Below are 16,232 nucleotides of genomic sequence, written 5' to 3' on the forward strand. Positions count from 1 at the left end.
TCATACGCGGGCGCTGACATGGCCTTGCACAAAGGCCACGATCTCGGCCGCGGGCCTTGCGCCGGCCAGCCGGGCCAGCTCGCGACCGCCGCGGTAAAGCACCAGCGCCGGGATGCCCTGAATGCGCGCGCGCCCCGCGATGTCGGGGTGATCCTCGGTATTCAGCTTGACCAGCCGCGCCCGGCCTTTCAGCGCCTGCGCGGCCTTGGCGAATTCGGGCGCCATCATCCGGCAGGGGCCACACCAGGGCGCCCAGTAATCCACCAGAAGCGGCACCTCATCGCCGCGCGTCGCCTTGTCATGACAGCGGGCGTCCAGCTCGGCGACCTTGCCGTCGGCCAGCGGATCGCCACAGGCACCGCATTTCGGCCCTTCGGCCAGTTTCGCCACCGGCACCCGGTTCATCTGGCCGCAGGTGGTGCAGGACAGTTTGACAGCGTCGTTCATCGCGGGCCTCACATTCATCTTTACGCATAAATCGGAAGGCGAAGGCCGCGCGTCAAGGGCGCCTCACAGGAAATCCTCTTCTTCCCCCGAGACATCGACCCCAAGCGCCTCCAGCCCGGATTCCAGGTTTTCGGCCAGGTGCGGCATGCCCATCAGATAATTTTCGGTCGGGGTCGTGGCTTCGGCATAGGCGGTTTCCACGGCCTCGGTGAAATCTTCCGCTTCGAATGCGCCGCGCCCGATCCAGGCGATTGCCGTCAGATGCGCCTTCTCGTCGTCGTTCAGGGCGGCAATGAACTCATGCAGCTCGGCAGACGCCGCTTGCCCCTCGCGGGCCTGATAGATGATGTGGACCACCTTGGCCGGCGTGATTTCAAGATCGATCTCGGACATGGCACTTCTCCCGTTCGCCCGTCGACTGTACCGCGGGAAGGGGGGTGCTGTCTTGACCTAGATCAGGCGCGCGGTCTGCCCGCAGGGTTCAGCCCGGCGGCAGCAGCCAGACCCCAAGCCCATAGGCCGCCGACCCCGCCATGGTGGCCCCGACGACCGAGCGCGTGGCGCCAAAGACTGCAAGAACAGCGATGGAGCCAAGGCCCAGCGGCAGCGGCATACCGCCCTGGACAAAGGGCACGACCGACGCGGTGAAAAGCGTGGCAATCGCCGCCGGGCCGGTGGCCGCCAGAAACCGCGCCAAGGGGCCGCCCTGCGGCAGCCGGGAAATATCCGCCCGCGTCGGAAGATAACGGAACGCCCAGGTGAAGGCGCCCACGATCAGCGCCAGTGTCAAAACCTCAAGCCGCATCGCGCCCTCCAAGCCCGATGACCCCGGCAATCGCCCCGGCGATCATGCCGGCCAGAATGCCTGCCGTGCCCGACCACAAGAGGGTGACGCCCACGGTCGCCACCGCCGCCACGGCGATGACCGGCAGCTGCGTCCGGTTGAGAATGGAGAGCAGCAGCGACAGGAACAGCGCGGGCAGCATGAAACCCAGAGCCGCCTCCAGCACCGGCCAGCCTTGCAGCGCCCCGCCCCCGGCATAGGCGCCCAGCGCCGTGCCGCTCAGCCAGCTGGCATAGGCGGCAAGGCCAAGGCCGAACATGAAAGGCTCGGAAAACTGCCGGCCCCGCGCAAGCTGGCCCAAGGCGGCGCCGAACACCTCATCGGTCAGCCCGAAGGCCCAGGCCCAGGCATGCCGCCGCGTCGCCACCGGCCCGGCCCGTTTCATCAGCGCCGGCCCATAAAGCACATGGCGCAGGTTCATCGCGACCAGCGTGAAGGCCGAGACCAGCACCGGCGCCCCGGATGTCACCAGCGCAAGCGCCAGAAACTGCGCCGCGCCGGCATAGACGATCACCGACAGGCCAAAGGCCTCCCAGCCAGTCAGGCCGTGCCCCGTCGCGGCGACGCCAAAGGCAAAGGCAATGGGGAAATACCCCAGAACGATGGGGGCACCGGCGATCAGGCCGTCGGCGAGGTTTGAAGAGCGTTCCGTCTGCATGGCGCGCAACCTGTCCGATCCGCAGCCCAAAGGCAAGCAAGGTCATTTTCCCCGGCCCACCGCACGGTCAGCCGAGGGCAGCAGGGGGGCCTTGCCCCCCTCGGGCCGCTGGCCCTCACCCCCCAGGATATTTTCGCCACATTGAAGGCCTTCAACGTGGTCCAAATATCCGGGTCGACAGATGCGGCGGGCGCAAGGCCGGCCAGACGCCCCCGACGAGAAGCCGAAGGCGCCCGAGAAGGGGCGGATTACTCTGCCGCCTCCATATAGCTTTCGACCGGCGGGCAGATGCAGGTCAGGTTGCGGTCGCCCCAGACGTTGTCGACCCGGCCAATCGGCGGCCAGTACTTGTCCACCCGGAAGGCGCCCGGCGGGAAGCAGCCCTGCTCGCGCGAGTATTTGCGGTCCCAGTCGGCCACAAGGTCGTTCACCGTATGCGGCGCATGGCGCAGCGGGCTGTCCTCGGACGAAATCTCGCCGGCCTCGACCGCCCTGATCTCGGCGCGGATCGCCAGAAGCGCGGTGATGAAGCGGTCGATCTCGGCCTTGGTTTCCGATTCCGTCGGCTCCACCATCAGCGTTCCGGCCACCGGCCAGCTCATCGTGGGGGCGTGGAAGCCGTTGTCGATCAGGCGCTTGGCGATGTCATCCACCGTGACCCCGCTTTCCGCGAAGGGGCGGGTGTCGAGGATGCATTCATGCGCCACCCGGCCCTTGTTGCCCATGAACAGGATCGGATAATCGCCCTTCAGCCGGCTGGCGATGTAATTGGCGTTCAGGATCGCCACCCGCGTCGCCTGCGTCAGCCCCTCGCCGCCCATCATCAGGCAATAGGCCCAGGAGATCAGCAGGATCGAGGCCGAGCCAAAGGGCGCCGCCGAGACCGGCCCTTCCGCGCCGCCGGTTTCCGGGTGGCCCGGCAGATGCGGCGCCAGATGCGCCCGCACGCCGATCGGCCCCATGCCCGGACCGCCGCCGCCATGCGGGATGGCGAAGGTCTTGTGCAGGTTCAGGTGGCTGACATCGCCGCCGATCTCGCCCGGTTTCACCAACCCGACCAGCGCGTTCATGTTGGCGCCGTCGATATAGACCTGGCCGCCGTGATCATGGGTGATCTTGCAGACCTCCTTGACGGTTTCCTCGAACACGCCATGGGTCGAGGGATAGGTGATCATGCAGGCCGCAAGCCGCCCCCCCGCCGCCGTTGCCTTTTCGCGGAAATCCTCAAGGTCCACGTCGCCGTTCGGCATCGACTTGACGACAACCACCTCCATCCCGGCCATCTGCGCCGAGGCCGGGTTGGTGCCATGGGCGGACACCGGAATGAGGCAGACCTTGCGGTCCTTGTCGCCGCGCGCCCGGTGATAGGCGAGGATGGTCAGAAGCCCCGCATATTCGCCCTGCGCGCCCGAGTTCGGCTGCATGGAAAACGCATCATAGCCGGTGATCTCGCAAAGCTTCGCCGTCAGATCCTCGATCGCCTCGCGGTAGCCCAGCGCCTGATCGGCCGGCACGAAGGGATGCAGCGCGCCGAATTCGGGCCAGGTGATCGGCATCATCTCGGCCGCAGCGTTCAGCTTCATCGTGCAGGAGCCCAGGGGGATCATCGCCCGGTCCAGCGCCAGATCGCGGTCCGAGAGCCGGCGCATGTAGCGCATCATCTCCGATTCCGCCCTGTTCATGTGGAACACCGGATGGGTCAGATACTGGCTGGTGCGCAAGAGTTCGGCGGGAAAGCCAAGTTCGGCCCCGACGGGCGGCGCATCGGCAATGCCAAACGCGCGCAGCACACGGCGCAGCACATCCTCGTCGCTGGTCTCGTCCAACGAAATTCCGACGTGATCGCTGCCGACCTTGCGGAAGTTCAGCCCCTCCAGCCGGGCGGCGGCAAGAATACCGGCCTGCCCGACACCAACCTCGACCGTGATGGTGTCGAAGAAGGCTTTCGGCGGCAGGGTGGCGCCGGCATCGCGCAGCGCCTTGGCCAGCCGCACCGTCAGCGAATGCACCCGCTCGGCAATGGCGCGCAGGCCGACCGGGCCGTGGAACACGGCATAGAAGCTGGCCATCACCGCCAGAAGCGCCTGCGCCGTGCAGACGTTCGAGGTGGCCTTCTCGCGACGGATGTGCTGCTCGCGGGTTTGCAGTGCGAGGCGATAGGCCTTGTTGCCGCGTGCGTCGATCGACACGCCGACAATCCGGCCCGGCATGTTGCGCTTGTGCTCGTCCTTGCAGGCAAAGAAGGCCGCGTGCGGGCCGCCATAGCCCATCGGCACACCAAAGCGCTGCGACGACCCGATGGCGATATCGGCGCCCATCGCGCCAGGCTCCTTCAACATGGTCAGCGCCAGAAGGTCGGTCGCCACAATGGCCACCGCCTTGGCAGCATGCAGGGCGGCAATCCCCGAGGTCAGGTCATGCACATGCCCCCAGGTGCCGGGATACTGGAAGATCGCGCCGAACACCTGTTCGGGCACCAAGGCCTCCGGCGCGCCGACGATCACCTCAAGCCCCAGAGCCAGCGCCCGGGTCTGGATGACGGCGATGGTCTGCGGATGGCAGTTTTCATCGACAAAGAACGCCTTGGCCTTCGACTTGGCCACCCGCTCGGCCATGGTCATCGCCTCGGCCGCCGCCGTCGCTTCGTCCAGAAGCGAGGCATTGGCAATCTCGAGGCCCGTCAGATCGGCCACCATGGTCTGATAGTTCAAAAGCGCCTCAAGCCGGCCTTGGGCAATCTCGGGCTGATAGGGCGTATAGGCGGTATACCAGGCCGGGTTTTCCAGAATGTTGCGCTGAATCGCCGGCGGGGTGACAGTGCCGTAATAGCCCTGCCCGATCAGGCTGGTCAGCACCTTGTTGCGGCTGGCAACCCGGCGCATCCGGGCCAGCAGATCATGTTCCGACAGCGGCGCCCAGCCGAGAGGAATCGACTGGCGGATCGAGGCCGGGACAGTTTCATCAATCAGCGCATCCAGCGAGGGCACGCCCACCGCCTTCAGCATGTCGGCCATCTCGGCCGGAGAGGGGCCGATGTGGCGGCGGTTGGCGAAATCGTAAGGATCGTAAGCGGTTGGCGTGAAGGTCATGGCCTTGCCTCTTGCAATGGGGGAAAGGTCGGGCGGCTCCCGCCCGACAATTTTCTGGCACAGAAAATTGACCGGAGTTTGTACCAAACTCCGGCTGCGACCGATCAGGCGATCAGCTCGTTGTATTCGTCCTCGTCCATGAACTGATCCAGCACCGACAGATCGTCGAGCTTCATCTTGAAGAACCAGCCGGCGCCCAGCGGGTCTTCGTTCACCAGCGACGGGTTGTCGGTCAGCTTTTCGTTGACCGCGACGATCTCGCCATCGACCGGGGCGAGGATGTCCGAGGCCGCCTTGACGCTTTCGATCACCGAAACCTCGTCGCCCTCGGCAACCTGGGTTTCAATTTCGGGCAGTTCGACGAAAACCACATCGCCCAGCGCGGTTGCGGCATGTTCGGTGATGCCGACCACCACCAGATCGCCCTCGACGCGCAGCCATTCGTGTTCCTTGGTGAATTTCATCTTGGGTCCCTCAGCGTTTGTAGGTTGTGGGTTGGAAAGGCATCGCGGCGACCGTCACCGGCATCCGCTTGCCGCGCACCTCGCCTTCCAGCTTGGTGCCGATTTCAGCGTGCGCCGCAGGCACATAGCCCATGGCGATGGGGGCCTCGACGCTCGGGCCGAAGCCGCCCGAGGTGATTTCGCCCAAGGCGGTATCGCCCGCGAAAAGCGCGGTGTGTTCGCGCATCGGCGCGCGGCCCTCGGGGCGCAGGCCGACACGGCACCGGGCCGGCCCCTCGGCCAGCTCACGCAGGATGCGCGCCGCACCGGGAAAGCCGCCCTCGCGCTCGCCGCCGGTCCGGCGGGCCTTCTGGATGGCCCAGGTCAGTCCGGCTTCGACCGGGCTCGTCGTGGTGTCGATGTCATGGCCGTAAAGGCAAAGCCCGGCCTCCAGCCGCAAACTGTCGCGGGCGCCAAGGCCGATCGGCAGGACTTCGGGCATGTCGAGCAACTTTCGAGCAAAGCCCTCGGCCTGCGTCATGGGCAGCGAGATTTCAAAGCCATCCTCGCCGGTATAACCCGAGCGGCTGACCCAGATGTCGCCAAACACGCCGACATCCATGAACTTCATCGCCGCAACCTCCGGCACCAGCCGCGCCAGCGCCGTTTCGGCCTGCGGGCCTTGCAGCGCCAGCAGCGCCCGGTCCGTCACCGGGATCACCTCGCAGACGCCCGACAAATGCGCCGTCATATGGGCGATGTCGGCGTGCTTGCAGGCCGCGTTGACCACGACGAAGATATGATCGCCCCGGTTGGCGAACATCAGGTCATCGAGAATGCCGCCCTCGGCGTTGGTAAAGAGGCCATAGCGCTGCCGCCCCGGCTTCACCCCCAGCACATCGACCGGCATCAGCGCCTCGAAGGCCCGCGCGGTGTCCGCGTAAGCCCCTTTCGGGCGCAGGATCACCTGCCCCATGTGGCTGACGTCAAACAACCCCGCCGCGGCGCGGGTGTGCAGGTGTTCTTTCATCACTCCGGCCGGATATTGCACCGGCATGGAATAGCCCGCGAAGGGCACCATCTTGCCGCCCAAGGCGACATGCAGGTCATTCAGACCCAGATACAGCAGTTCCTCGGCCAAAGCCGCCCCACTTTCCGCCGGAATGCGCAATCCGGCACCGTTCAGACAGTCCCCCTGTCCTCGGTGCCCCCTCTGTCCTTGCCCGCCGAAACCATCGGCATGGGCGCCTGAGATCGTTATCCCTTCGGCGGATGCTTTCGCACCACTCTCCAGAGTCTGTGTGCCAGAACGGTCCTTGCGCCTGAGAGTTTACCGGGGCGGTTGCTCCTTCGGCACCGGGCTTTCCCCGGATTCTCCCGAACTGACGCCCCTAGCTATCCCAAGGCCACAAAGCCTGTCCAGTGAAAAGAATGCGACAGTATGCAAGACATTTGCGGCATTTCCGCCATCGAATTCGGCGGCGCCCCCGAAACCCCCTCGAGCAAAGGCGGCATCATTGGCGAACGATCGAAGGGCTGCCCTGTGTCCGCGGAGGCTTTGCCCGGCGTCACGGATAGATTACACGGGCTTTGTTCTGAAACCGCCTGTGGATCAAAAGGGAGAGCGAGCCATGCACCGCAAGCAAGCGTCTGTTTTCGCCGTTGCCGCCGTGTTGACCGTGTTCAGTGCGGCGCAAGCCGGGGCCAGCTGCACCGATTGGATGGATCAGGGGGACGGCACGTCCTGGGCGACCTGCGTCGATGACGCCGGGGTGCAACACTGCTACCGCATCAGCAACACGCCGGGCAGCACGGCTTATGAGGTCAGCTGCTCCGCGTAAGGCAACCGGACCGACGCCGCAGGGTCTTCAGCTCGGGCCGCGGGTGCTTGACCGCAGGCAAGGCGGGCAGTTCACTCCAACGCGGACCGGGCGCTGGCAATCGTGCGCAGGCCAAGCCAGATGGCGATCAGTCCGAACACCACGCCCCCCGCCGCCTGCCCGATCAGAACGCCACCGGCGCCCCATGGTCCCGCCAGCCAGAGGGCGAATGGCACCGTGCCGACTGTATGGCGCCCCCAGTTGATCGCCGTCGAGGTAAAGGGCGCGCCCAGATTGTTGCAGGCCGCATTGGCCACGAAGATCGCGCCGTTGAAGAAGAACAAAAGACACAAGGGACCGCAGAACAGGTAAAGCAGCTCGCGCGTCAGGCCGGTCGCGTGGAACAGATCGGCGATCGGCGCCCGCAGGGCAAACAGGATCACCGTCGTCACGGCCACCACGACGCCGGTGAAGATCAGCGCATCCAGATAGGCCCGCCGCACCCGGTCCAGCCGGCCCGCGCCGTAGTTCTGCCCGATGATCGGGCCCACCGCGCCAGACATGGCGAAGATCACCCCCAGAGCCACCGGAGTCAGACGGCCGGCAATCGCCATGCCCGCCACCGCCGCCTCGCCGAACCCCGCCACCATCCGCGTGACGATCGCCTGACCCACCGGGGTCGCCAATTGCGTCAGGATCGCCGGCCCTGCGATGCCAAAGACCGGCGCCGCATCCGCCATAACACCTTGCGCCGTGGGGCGGTCAAAGCCGCCGTGGTGCCGGATGATCGGCACCAGCGCCATGACGGCAATCACCACTCGGCTGACGACCGAGGCAATCCCCGCTCCGGTCAGCCCCCAGCCAAGGCCGAAGATCAGCACCGGGTCCAGCGCGGCATTCACCAATGCGCCCCAGACCGTCGCCATCATCGCCCGCCGCGCGTCACCGTGACTGCGCAGGATCGCCCCGCCGATCATGCCCACCAGCAGAAACGGCTGCGACGGCACTACGATCGCCAGAAAATGCACCGCCAGATCCCGCGTCCGCCCCGTGGCCCCCAAAAGCCCGGCGAAGCCCGGCAGCAACACCCAGACCAGCCCGGCAAAGACCACCCCGAGGCCGATCCCCAGGATCAGCCCGTTTGTCGCCTTCTCGCGCGCCAGCGCCACGTCGCGCATGCCCACAGCCCGCGCCACCAGCGCCGAAACCGCAATCGAAAGCCCGATGCCGAAGGCCGTGGTGAAGAACAGGATCGCGCCGGCATAGCCTATGGCCGCGGTGATCTCCTCGTCCTTCAGCCAGCTGATGAAAACCATGTTCATCAGATCGACGGCGAAGATCGCCATCAACCCGACGGACGAGGTCAGCGACATCACCGTGATGTGCCGCATCAGACTGCCATCCACGAATTTCGCCTGACGAAGCGGACCAGCCATTTGGCAGCTCTCTGGCCTTCAATGTGGCCCAAATATCCCACGGGGTCCGGGGTGTGAAACCCCGGGGTGTCAGCCGGTTACAGCACCGGCCGTCTTGTCAGCAGCGGCATCACATCGGCCATCTCCGGCCCGTTTTCCCGCCCAGTCAGCGCCTTGCGCAGCGGCATGAACAACCCCTTGCCCTTGCGCCCCGTCGCCTCCTTCACCGTCGCCGTCCATTCGCCCCAGGTTGCCGTCGTCCAGGGTTGCGCGGGCAACAGGGCCAGCGCCTCGGCCACGAAAGCGCGATCTTCCTCGGCCACAAGCGGCGCGGCACCGTCGCGGAACAGCCCCCACCAGTCGGCAAGGTCGTCCAGCACGGTGATATTGCCCTTGGCCACGGCCCAGAACGCCTCGGCCTTTTCGGCCGGCACGCCCAGCGCCGCGATGCGCTCCTGAACCGCTGCAAAGGGCAACGATTGCACATGCGCGCGGGTCAGCGGGAACAGGTCTTCGGCATCGAACTTGGTCGGCGCCGCGCCAAAGGTGCCAACGTCGAAGCCCGCGATCAGATCCTCCATCGACCCGGCCAGCTCCACCGGCCTTGACGATCCCAGCCGCGCCATCAGGCTCAGAAGCGCCATCGGCTCCACCCCCCGCGCGCGCAGGTCGCGCAGCGACAGGACGCCCAGCCGCTTCGACAATTCCTCGCCTTGCGCCCCGGTCAGAAGCGAATGGTGCGCAAAGGTCGGCGGCGTGCCGCCCAGGGCCTTCATGATCTGGATCTGGGTCGCGGTATTGGTCACATGGTCCGCGCCGCGCACGATATGGGTGACCCCCATATCCACATCATCGACCGAGGAGGCGAAGGTATACAGCACCTGCCCGTCGGCCTTGATCAGCACCGGGTCCGAAACCGAGGCGGCGTCGATCGAGATGTCCCCGATGATGCCGTCCTTCCACTCGATCCGCTCCAGATCCAGCTTGAAGCGCCAGTAGCCCTGCCGCCCTTCGGCGCGGTAGGCGGCCTTCTGTTCTTCGGTCAGGTGCAACGAGGCTCGGTCATAGACCGGCGGCTTGCCCATGTTCAGCAATTTCTTGCGCTTGAGGTCCAGCTCGACCGGAGTTTCAAAGCATTCATAGAACCGGCCCGCCGCCTTCAGCTGCTCGGCCGCCTCGCCGTAGCGCGCCATGCGCTTCGACTGCTGCTCGATCCGGTCATAGCGGATCCCGAGCCAGGCAAGATCCTGCTTCAGCCCGTCGATGTATTCCTGCTTCGACCGTTCCTGATCGGTGTCGTCCAGCCGCAGGATGAAAGTGCCGCCAGTCTGTCGCGCAATGAGGTAATTCATCAGCGCGGTGCGCAGGTTGCCGACGTGGATATAGCCGGTGGGCGAGGGGGCAAAGCGGGTGACGGTCATGCGCAGTCTCCTTGAACCGCCCTTCCCTGTCACAAGGGGGCGCGATTGTCCAGTTTCGCGCGCCCTGCGGCCCTGCCGGACGTCGCACGAACTCAGGCAGGCGATTTCCACGCGGAAATCGCCCCTTCCGTCCTGCGCCCCGCCGGATTACCCTTTGTTCCATGACCCTGCCCGCCCCCGACAGCATCGCCCCTTCCCTTGACCTCATCGAAGCGCTCGCCCGTGACGCGGTGCTGGCCTTGCCCGAACCGCACCGGGCCGCGGCGCTGCAGGTGGCGCTGCGCATCGAGGATTTCGCCCCCGACGACATGCTCGAGGCCATGGCCATCGACAGCCCCTATGACCTGACAGGGCTATACGAAGGCATTCCGCTGACCGAAAAATCGGTGTCGGACCAGCCGCTGCAGCCCGACACGGTCTGGCTATTCCGCCGCCCGATCCTGGAGGAATGGATCGAACGCGGCGACATTGCGCTGGTCGATCTGGTTACCCATGTCGTGATCCACGAATTCGCCCATCACTTCGGCTGGTCGGACGAGGACATCGCCAGCATCGACCCCTGGTGGGAATAACGCGCAGCCTCGCGTGATCGTGAGGCGACACCGGCGGCCCGCGCCCTACCCTTCTCCGATCACGCACAGGAGAAGACCGATGACCCAGCTCACCCGCCGTCACGCCCTGATTGCCGCCAGCGCCCTGCCGCTCCTGCCGCTTTCCGGCCCCGCCCTGGCGCGGGCCGACAGGCTCGGCCCGCGCCAGGGCGGCTTCCACCGCTTTGCCCTTGGCGATTTCGAGGTGACCACACTGCTTGCCGGCACGCGGTTGAATGACAAGCCGCGCGAAACCTTCGGGCTGAACGTCCCGGACGACGAATTCGCCGCCGCATCGCAGGCTGCCTTCCTGCCCGCCGACCGCGCGATGACCTTCTTCACCCCGACGCTGGTCAACACCGGGTCGGAGCTCGTGCTGTTCGACACCGGCCTTGATCCGGCCGGCATTACCGCGGTTCTGGCCGCGGCGGGCGTCGCGCCGGATCAGGTCGACGTCGTGGTGCTGACCCACATGCACGGCGATCACATCGGCGGGCTGATGGGCGCGGCGGGGCCAACCTTTGTCAACGCCCGATACGTCACGGGTGCGGTTGAGCACAATCATTGGTCCGCTGCGGGCAACGAGGGCTTCGACACCAAGGTCAGACCCCTGAACGACAAGATGACCCTGCTGGACGATGGCGGCCCGGTCGCCCCCGGCATCACGGCATTGGCCGCCTTTGGCCACTCGCCGGGGCACATGGCCTACATGCTGGAAAGCGGCGGCAAGCTGTTGGCGATCACGGCGGACACCGCCAATCACCATGTCTGGTCACTGGCCAACCCCGACTGGGAAGTGCGGTTTGACGCCGACAAACCCGCCGCCGCGGCCAGTCGCAAGGCGATATTCGGCATGGTCGCGGCCGACAGAATTCCCTTCATCGGCTATCACATGCCGTTTCCAGGTCTCGGCTATGTCGAGGCGCAGGGCGCAGGCTTCCGCTATGTGCCGGCCAGCTACCAGCTGATGCTGTGAGCCGCCAGGGCGCCGACGCAAGGGGGGCGCTGCCCCTCGGTGCAGCCCGGCATCGGAGGCGGGCGGTGATCTTGGCCCTTGGCCCGCCCCCCCGCCTGCCGCTATCATGGCCCCACCGTTGCCCGTTCTGCGGCGCTTTTGGGGACATGACCATGCAATTTGCCCGCCCGTTTGCCTTTGCCCTGTTCAGCCTTGCCGCCGCCGTCGCGCCCGCCGCCCATGCCGGCGAGATTGCCGACAAGGCCGCCGAGGTTGAAAGCCTTCTGGCCGCGGGCGACGACGCAGGCGCCGTTGCCGCCGCGCGCGAGGTGTTCGGCAAGGCGTGGGAGGCCACCAGCGGGCTGGCCATCGGCGAGACCGTGCTGATTGCCGAGCCAGCCTCGGGCTATGGCATCTACAATCCGCGCCCGGACGACAGGTTCAAGATCGGCGAGCCGGTGCTGATCTATGCCGAGCCGATGGGCTTTGGCTATGGCAGCCCCGGCGAGGGGCTTTATTCCATTGGCTTCTTCGTCGATCTCAAGGTGATGACCGAGGCGGGCGAGGTCTTGGGCGACCTGCAGAACCTGACCGAGCTGGACCTGACCTCGCGCTATCCGAACCGCGAGTTTCAGGCCAACCTGACCTACAATCTGACTGGCGTGCCGCCGGGGCGCTATGTGTTGCAGACCACGCTGCGCGACAAGAACTCCGCCAAGATCGGCAGCTTTGAAAACACTGTCGAATTTGTCGAGTGAATGGTGCAGACCCCGATCCTGACGCTGACACTGAACCCCGCGCTGGATGTCTCGACCCATGTCGCGCATGTGGTTGCGGGCGAAAAGCTGCGCTGCGGGGCGCCGACGCTTGATCCCGGCGGCGGCGGTCTGAACGTGTCGCGCGCGATCGGGCGGTTGGGCGGCCGGTCGCGGGCGCTGGTGGCCCTGGGCGGGGCGACCGGGGCGCAACTGGCGGGGCTCCTACGGGCCGAGGGGGTGACGTTCGAGCCGCTGGAAAGCCCCGGCGAAACCCGGCAATCGCTGACCGTAACCGAAGAGGCAAGTGGCCGGCAGTTCCGCTTTCTTCTGCCCGGCCCGGAATGGCAGGCCAGCGATCAGGCCCAGGTCTTTGCCCATCTGGCCAAGGCGGCCCAGCCCGGTGGCTTTGCGGTGATCTCCGGCAGCCAGCCGCCCGGCGTGCCTGCCGACTTCCCCGCGCGGCTTGCCGCGGCGCTTGCCGGCATGCAGGTGGTGCTGGACACCTCGGGCCGGGCGCTGGCCGAGGCGGTCGCCCATCCGATCCCCGGCCTTGCCATCCTGCGGATGGACAGCAACGAGGCCGAGGCCATCGCCGGAGCGCGGCTGACGACGGCGCAGGACACCGCAGATTTCGCCCGCCGTCTGGTGGAGGGCGGCGTTGCGCAGGCCGTTCTTGTCGCCCGCAATGCCGAAGGCAATGTTCTGGTGACCGGAGGCACCCGCCTTTTCGCCCGGCCGCCGAAAGTGGATCTGGTCAGCGCCGTCGGCGCGGGCGACAGCTTTGTCGCCGGGCTGGTGCTGTCACTGGCGCGCGGGCAGGACTGGCGGCAAACCCTGTCGCTGGCCACCGCCGCCGCCGCCGCCGCGGTGATGACGCCGGCCACCGAACTCTGCCGGCCCGAAGATGTGGCCCGGCTGCTGCCCGGCGTCCGGATCGAGACGCTTTAGAAGCCTGTCGAACCAACGCGCCGCCTGTTGCCGCCGAGGTTCCGCAAGACCGGCACCGCCAGCTCAGCTTTCGTCCCGCCAGCGCATCGCCAAGGGATAGCGCCGGTCCAGCCAAAGCGCCTTTTTCGTCAACCGCGTGCCGGGAGCGGACTGGAAGCGCTTGTATTCGCTGATGTAAAGCAGGTGTTCCACTTTCTTCACCGTGGCCCGGTCATGACCCTTGGCCACGATCTCGGCCACCGACAATTCGCGCTCGATCAGCCCGTCAAGGATGTCGTCCAGCACCTCATAGGGCGGCAGGCTGTCCTGATCCTTCTGGTTCTCGCGCAACTCCGCCGAGGGCGGCTTGTCGATCACGCGCGGCGGGATGACCACGCCAGCGGGGCCCTGCATCCAGTCGCGGTGATTATCGTTGCGCCAGCGGCAGGTTTCGAACACGCGGGTTTTGTAAATATCCTTCAACGGGTTATACCCGCCATTCATGTCGCCGTAGATCGTGCAGTAACCGACCGCCATCTCCGATTTGTTACCGGTGGTCAGCAGCATCTCGCCGAACTTGTTCGACAGCGCCATCAGGAGAACCCCGCGCAGCCGGCTTTGCACGTTCTCCTCGGTGATCCCCGGCTGGGTTCCGGCAAAGAGATCGGCCAGGGCCGCGCCCACCGCCTCCTGCGGCTCCGAGATCGACACCGTGTCAAGCCGCGTCCCGAGATTGCGCGCCACCTCGCCCGCATCTTCCAGCGAGGCTTGCGAGGTAAAGCGTGACGGCAGCATGACGCAGCGCACATTTTCCGCGCCGATGGCATCGGCCGCAATCGCGGCGACCAGCGCGGAATCGATCCCGCCTGACAGGCCCAGCAGCACCTTTTTGAACCCGCATTTCGCCAGATAATCCCGCGTGCCGATGACCATGGCGTGATAATCTGCCTCGACGATGCGGGGCAGGTTGTCCATCAGCCCTTGCTTCGCGCGCCAGCCCTCGGCGGTTTCCGTAAAATCGACATGGGTGACGCAGGGCAGGAACTGCGGCATCTGCACTGCCAGCGCGCCGCCGGGGTTCAGCACGAAGGAGGCGCCGTCAAACACCTGATCGTCCTGTCCGCCGACCATGTTCAGATAGACCAGCGGCAACCCGGTTTCGACCACCCGCGCCACCATCAGGTTGGTGCGCACCGAGGGCTTGCCCCGGTGATAGGGCGAACCGTTCGGCACCAGAAGGATCTGCGCCCCGCTTTCGCCCAGCGTCTCGGACACGTCGGAATGCCAAGCATCCTCGCAGATCGGAGAGCCGATGCGCAGCGGCCCGACGCGATAAGGCCCCTGCAACGGCGCACTGGCGAAGATCCGCTTTTCGTCGAACACCCCGTCGTTGGGCAATTCGTGCTTCAGCACTGTCGCGGCAATCCGGCCATGCTCAAGAATGTAATAGGCGTTGTAAAGCCGCCCCTCCCGCGTATGCGGCCCGCCGATCCCCAAAGCCGGGCCACCGGCAATCCGCCTGGCCAGCTCGCCCACCGCGCGCTCGGCCTGCGCCGCAAAGGCCGGCTTCATCACCAGATCCTGCGTCTGATAGCCGGTGACGAACATCTCGGTCAGCGCCACCATCTGCGCGCCTGCGGCCCGGCCCTGTTCCCATGCGTCAAAGGCCAGGGCGATGTTGGCCTCAATCGCGCCCACAGTCGGGTTGAGCTGGGCAAGGGTCAGGCGAAAGGTAGTCTGGGACGAGGGGGACATGTGCGCGTTCCGGTTATTCCAAGGCCAGATCTTTATCAGGTTCCGAAGGAAGGGAAAGGCTCAGGCCTCGCCCGCAAAATGGGCTGCCACCCGGTCCACCTTGGCGCGGCTGCCAAAGACAAAGGGCACGCGCTGGTGCAGGGTCGCTGGCACCATGTCCAGAATGGCGCCCTGCCCGTCCGTCGCTCCGCCGCCCGCCTGCACTGCAAGATAAGCCATTGGCGCGCATTCATAAACCAGCCGCAGGCGCCCCGCCTCATAGCCCTTGCGCCCATCCGCCGGGTAGAGGAACACCCCGCCCCTGATGAAGATCCGGTGTGCCTCGGCCACCAGCGAGGCAATCCAGCGCATGTTGAAATTCCGCGCCCGCGGCCCTTCGGTCCCGGCCAGACATTCGTCGACAAAGGCGCGCACCGGCGCCGGCCAGTGCCGGTAGTTCGAGGCATTGATGGCAAACTCCGCCGCCGCGGGCGGGATGGCCGCGGCCACGTCGACCAGCACGAAGGCCCGCGCATCCAGGTCCAGCACATAGCGCTGCACGCCCTGCCCGAAGGAACAGACCAGCGCCACCTGCGGGCCGTAGATCACATAGCCCGCGCCGATCTGCTCTGCCACCGGCCGCAGGAAGCTCGCCTCGGGATGGGCCGCCGCCGGGTAGACCGAAAAGATCGTGCCGACCGAGACGTTGGTGTCGATGTTGGACGAGCCGTCCAGCGGATCAATCGCCAGCGCCCATGCGCCCGCGCCAAGGTCCAGCACCGTCTCCTGCTCCTCGGAGGCATAGTGGCGAACTCCGCCCGCGCGGGCCGCCGCAAGGAACACCTCGTCCGCGATCACGTCCAGCGCCTTCTGCGCGTCGCCATCGCTGTTCACCCCGGCGGCGGCGCCAAGATGTTCCGCCACCCCGTTGCGGGCGATCCGCGCGGCCAGCGTCATCGCCGCAGCGGCAACGGCCTCCATCAGCGGCAACAATCCGGGGGGAACGTGGGCAGGCGGAAAGGCGGGCATCGGCAGGGCTCCTTGGATCACACTCCCCCTTCATGCCGCGAACCGACCCGGCTTGCCAGAGGCCCGATGCCCCCCTAGTCTCTGGCCTCAGCCCCTGCCCGT

General features: G+C 66.4%; 16 protein-coding genes and 1 riboswitch. Of the genes, 5 read left to right on the plus strand and 11 right to left on the minus strand.

Features of this window, described 5'->3' with window-relative positions; genetic code table 11:
- The 7 genes from trxC to gcvT all read right to left on the minus strand — a co-directional run bounded on the left by trxC (position 1) and on the right by gcvT (position 6,646).
- On the minus strand, positions 1-447 hold the full coding sequence (gene trxC, locus G4Z14_RS08715; protein WP_164624778.1) for a thioredoxin TrxC: 447 nt from the start codon (positions 445-447) through the stop codon (positions 1-3).
- 63 nt (positions 448-510) lie between these two features.
- A complete protein-coding gene (locus G4Z14_RS08720) occupies positions 511-840 on the minus strand; it encodes a DUF3775 domain-containing protein (protein WP_164624780.1) in 330 nt (109 codons plus the stop codon).
- An 88-nt stretch (positions 841-928) separates the two neighbouring features.
- The gene (locus G4Z14_RS08725; protein ID WP_164624782.1) at positions 929-1,252 is read right to left on the minus strand and encodes an AzlD domain-containing protein; all 324 of its coding nucleotides are present in this window, start codon (positions 1,250-1,252) and stop codon (positions 929-931) included.
- Positions 1,242-1,949: an AzlC family ABC transporter permease gene (locus G4Z14_RS08730; protein ID WP_164624784.1), complete on the minus strand. Its 708-nt coding sequence runs from the start codon at positions 1,947-1,949 to the stop codon at positions 1,242-1,244. Before G4Z14_RS08730 ends, G4Z14_RS08725 begins: the two co-directional genes overlap by 11 nt.
- A 248-nt stretch (positions 1,950-2,197) precedes the next feature.
- Complete coding sequence (gene gcvP, locus G4Z14_RS08735) at positions 2,198-5,038, minus strand: aminomethyl-transferring glycine dehydrogenase (RefSeq protein WP_164624785.1); 2,841 nt, start codon at positions 5,036-5,038, stop codon at positions 2,198-2,200.
- Between the two features lie 104 nt (positions 5,039-5,142).
- Positions 5,143-5,502 (minus strand): glycine cleavage system protein GcvH, encoded by a 360-nt coding sequence (gene gcvH, locus G4Z14_RS08740; protein WP_164624787.1) that lies wholly within the window; start codon positions 5,500-5,502, stop codon positions 5,143-5,145.
- 10 nt (positions 5,503-5,512) lie between these two features.
- A complete protein-coding gene (gcvT, locus tag G4Z14_RS08745) occupies positions 5,513-6,646 on the minus strand; it encodes a glycine cleavage system aminomethyltransferase GcvT (protein WP_407703822.1) in 1,134 nt (377 codons plus the stop codon).
- Between the two features lie 135 nt (positions 6,647-6,781).
- Positions 6,782-6,871: riboswitch (glycine riboswitch) on the minus strand.
- 241 nt (positions 6,872-7,112) lie between these two features.
- Here gcvT and G4Z14_RS08750 point away from each other — a divergent pair.
- Entirely contained in the window at positions 7,113-7,322 is a 210-nt protein-coding gene (locus tag G4Z14_RS08750; RefSeq protein ID WP_164624789.1) for a hypothetical protein, read from the plus strand.
- Between the two features lie 71 nt (positions 7,323-7,393).
- Here the strand turns inward: G4Z14_RS08750 and G4Z14_RS08755 are convergent, their stop codons facing one another.
- The gene (locus tag G4Z14_RS08755) at positions 7,394-8,737 is read right to left on the minus strand and encodes an MATE family efflux transporter (protein ID WP_227751620.1); all 1,344 of its coding nucleotides are present in this window, start codon (positions 8,735-8,737) and stop codon (positions 7,394-7,396) included.
- Between the two features lie 77 nt (positions 8,738-8,814).
- The gene (gene gltX / locus G4Z14_RS08760; RefSeq protein ID WP_164624791.1) at positions 8,815-10,137 is read right to left on the minus strand and encodes a glutamate--tRNA ligase; all 1,323 of its coding nucleotides are present in this window, start codon (positions 10,135-10,137) and stop codon (positions 8,815-8,817) included.
- Between the two features lie 161 nt (positions 10,138-10,298).
- Between gltX and G4Z14_RS08765 the strand changes: the two genes are divergently transcribed.
- The 4 genes from G4Z14_RS08765 to G4Z14_RS08780 all read left to right on the plus strand — a co-directional run bounded on the left by G4Z14_RS08765 (position 10,299) and on the right by G4Z14_RS08780 (position 13,388).
- Positions 10,299-10,709 carry a metallopeptidase family protein gene (locus G4Z14_RS08765; protein ID WP_164624794.1) on the plus strand — a complete coding sequence of 137 codons (411 nt, stop codon included), beginning with the start codon at positions 10,299-10,301 and terminating at the stop codon, positions 10,707-10,709.
- A gap of 79 nt (positions 10,710-10,788) precedes the next feature.
- Complete coding sequence (locus G4Z14_RS08770) at positions 10,789-11,703, plus strand: MBL fold metallo-hydrolase (protein WP_164624796.1); 915 nt, start codon at positions 10,789-10,791, stop codon at positions 11,701-11,703.
- 146 nt (positions 11,704-11,849) lie between these two features.
- Positions 11,850-12,440 carry a hypothetical protein gene (locus G4Z14_RS08775; protein WP_164624798.1) on the plus strand — a complete coding sequence of 197 codons (591 nt, stop codon included), beginning with the start codon at positions 11,850-11,852 and terminating at the stop codon, positions 12,438-12,440.
- Positions 12,441-13,388: a 1-phosphofructokinase family hexose kinase gene (locus tag G4Z14_RS08780; RefSeq protein ID WP_164624800.1), complete on the plus strand. Its 948-nt coding sequence runs from the start codon at positions 12,441-12,443 to the stop codon at positions 13,386-13,388.
- A gap of 63 nt (positions 13,389-13,451) precedes the next feature.
- Here the strand turns inward: G4Z14_RS08780 and G4Z14_RS08785 are convergent, their stop codons facing one another.
- Together G4Z14_RS08785 and G4Z14_RS08790 are read right to left on the minus strand one after the other, a co-directional pair.
- Positions 13,452-15,122: an NAD+ synthase gene (locus G4Z14_RS08785; RefSeq protein WP_164624802.1), complete on the minus strand. Its 1,671-nt coding sequence runs from the start codon at positions 15,120-15,122 to the stop codon at positions 13,452-13,454.
- A gap of 60 nt (positions 15,123-15,182) precedes the next feature.
- Positions 15,183-16,130, minus strand: coding sequence for a class 1 fructose-bisphosphatase (locus tag G4Z14_RS08790; protein WP_164624804.1), 948 nt, complete (start codon positions 16,128-16,130; stop codon positions 15,183-15,185).
- Between the last annotated feature and the right edge of the window lie 102 nt (positions 16,131-16,232).

The sequence above is a fragment of the Tabrizicola oligotrophica genome (assembly GCF_011008935.1).
Classification (GTDB): domain Bacteria; phylum Pseudomonadota; class Alphaproteobacteria; order Rhodobacterales; family Rhodobacteraceae; genus Tabrizicola_A; species Tabrizicola_A oligotrophica.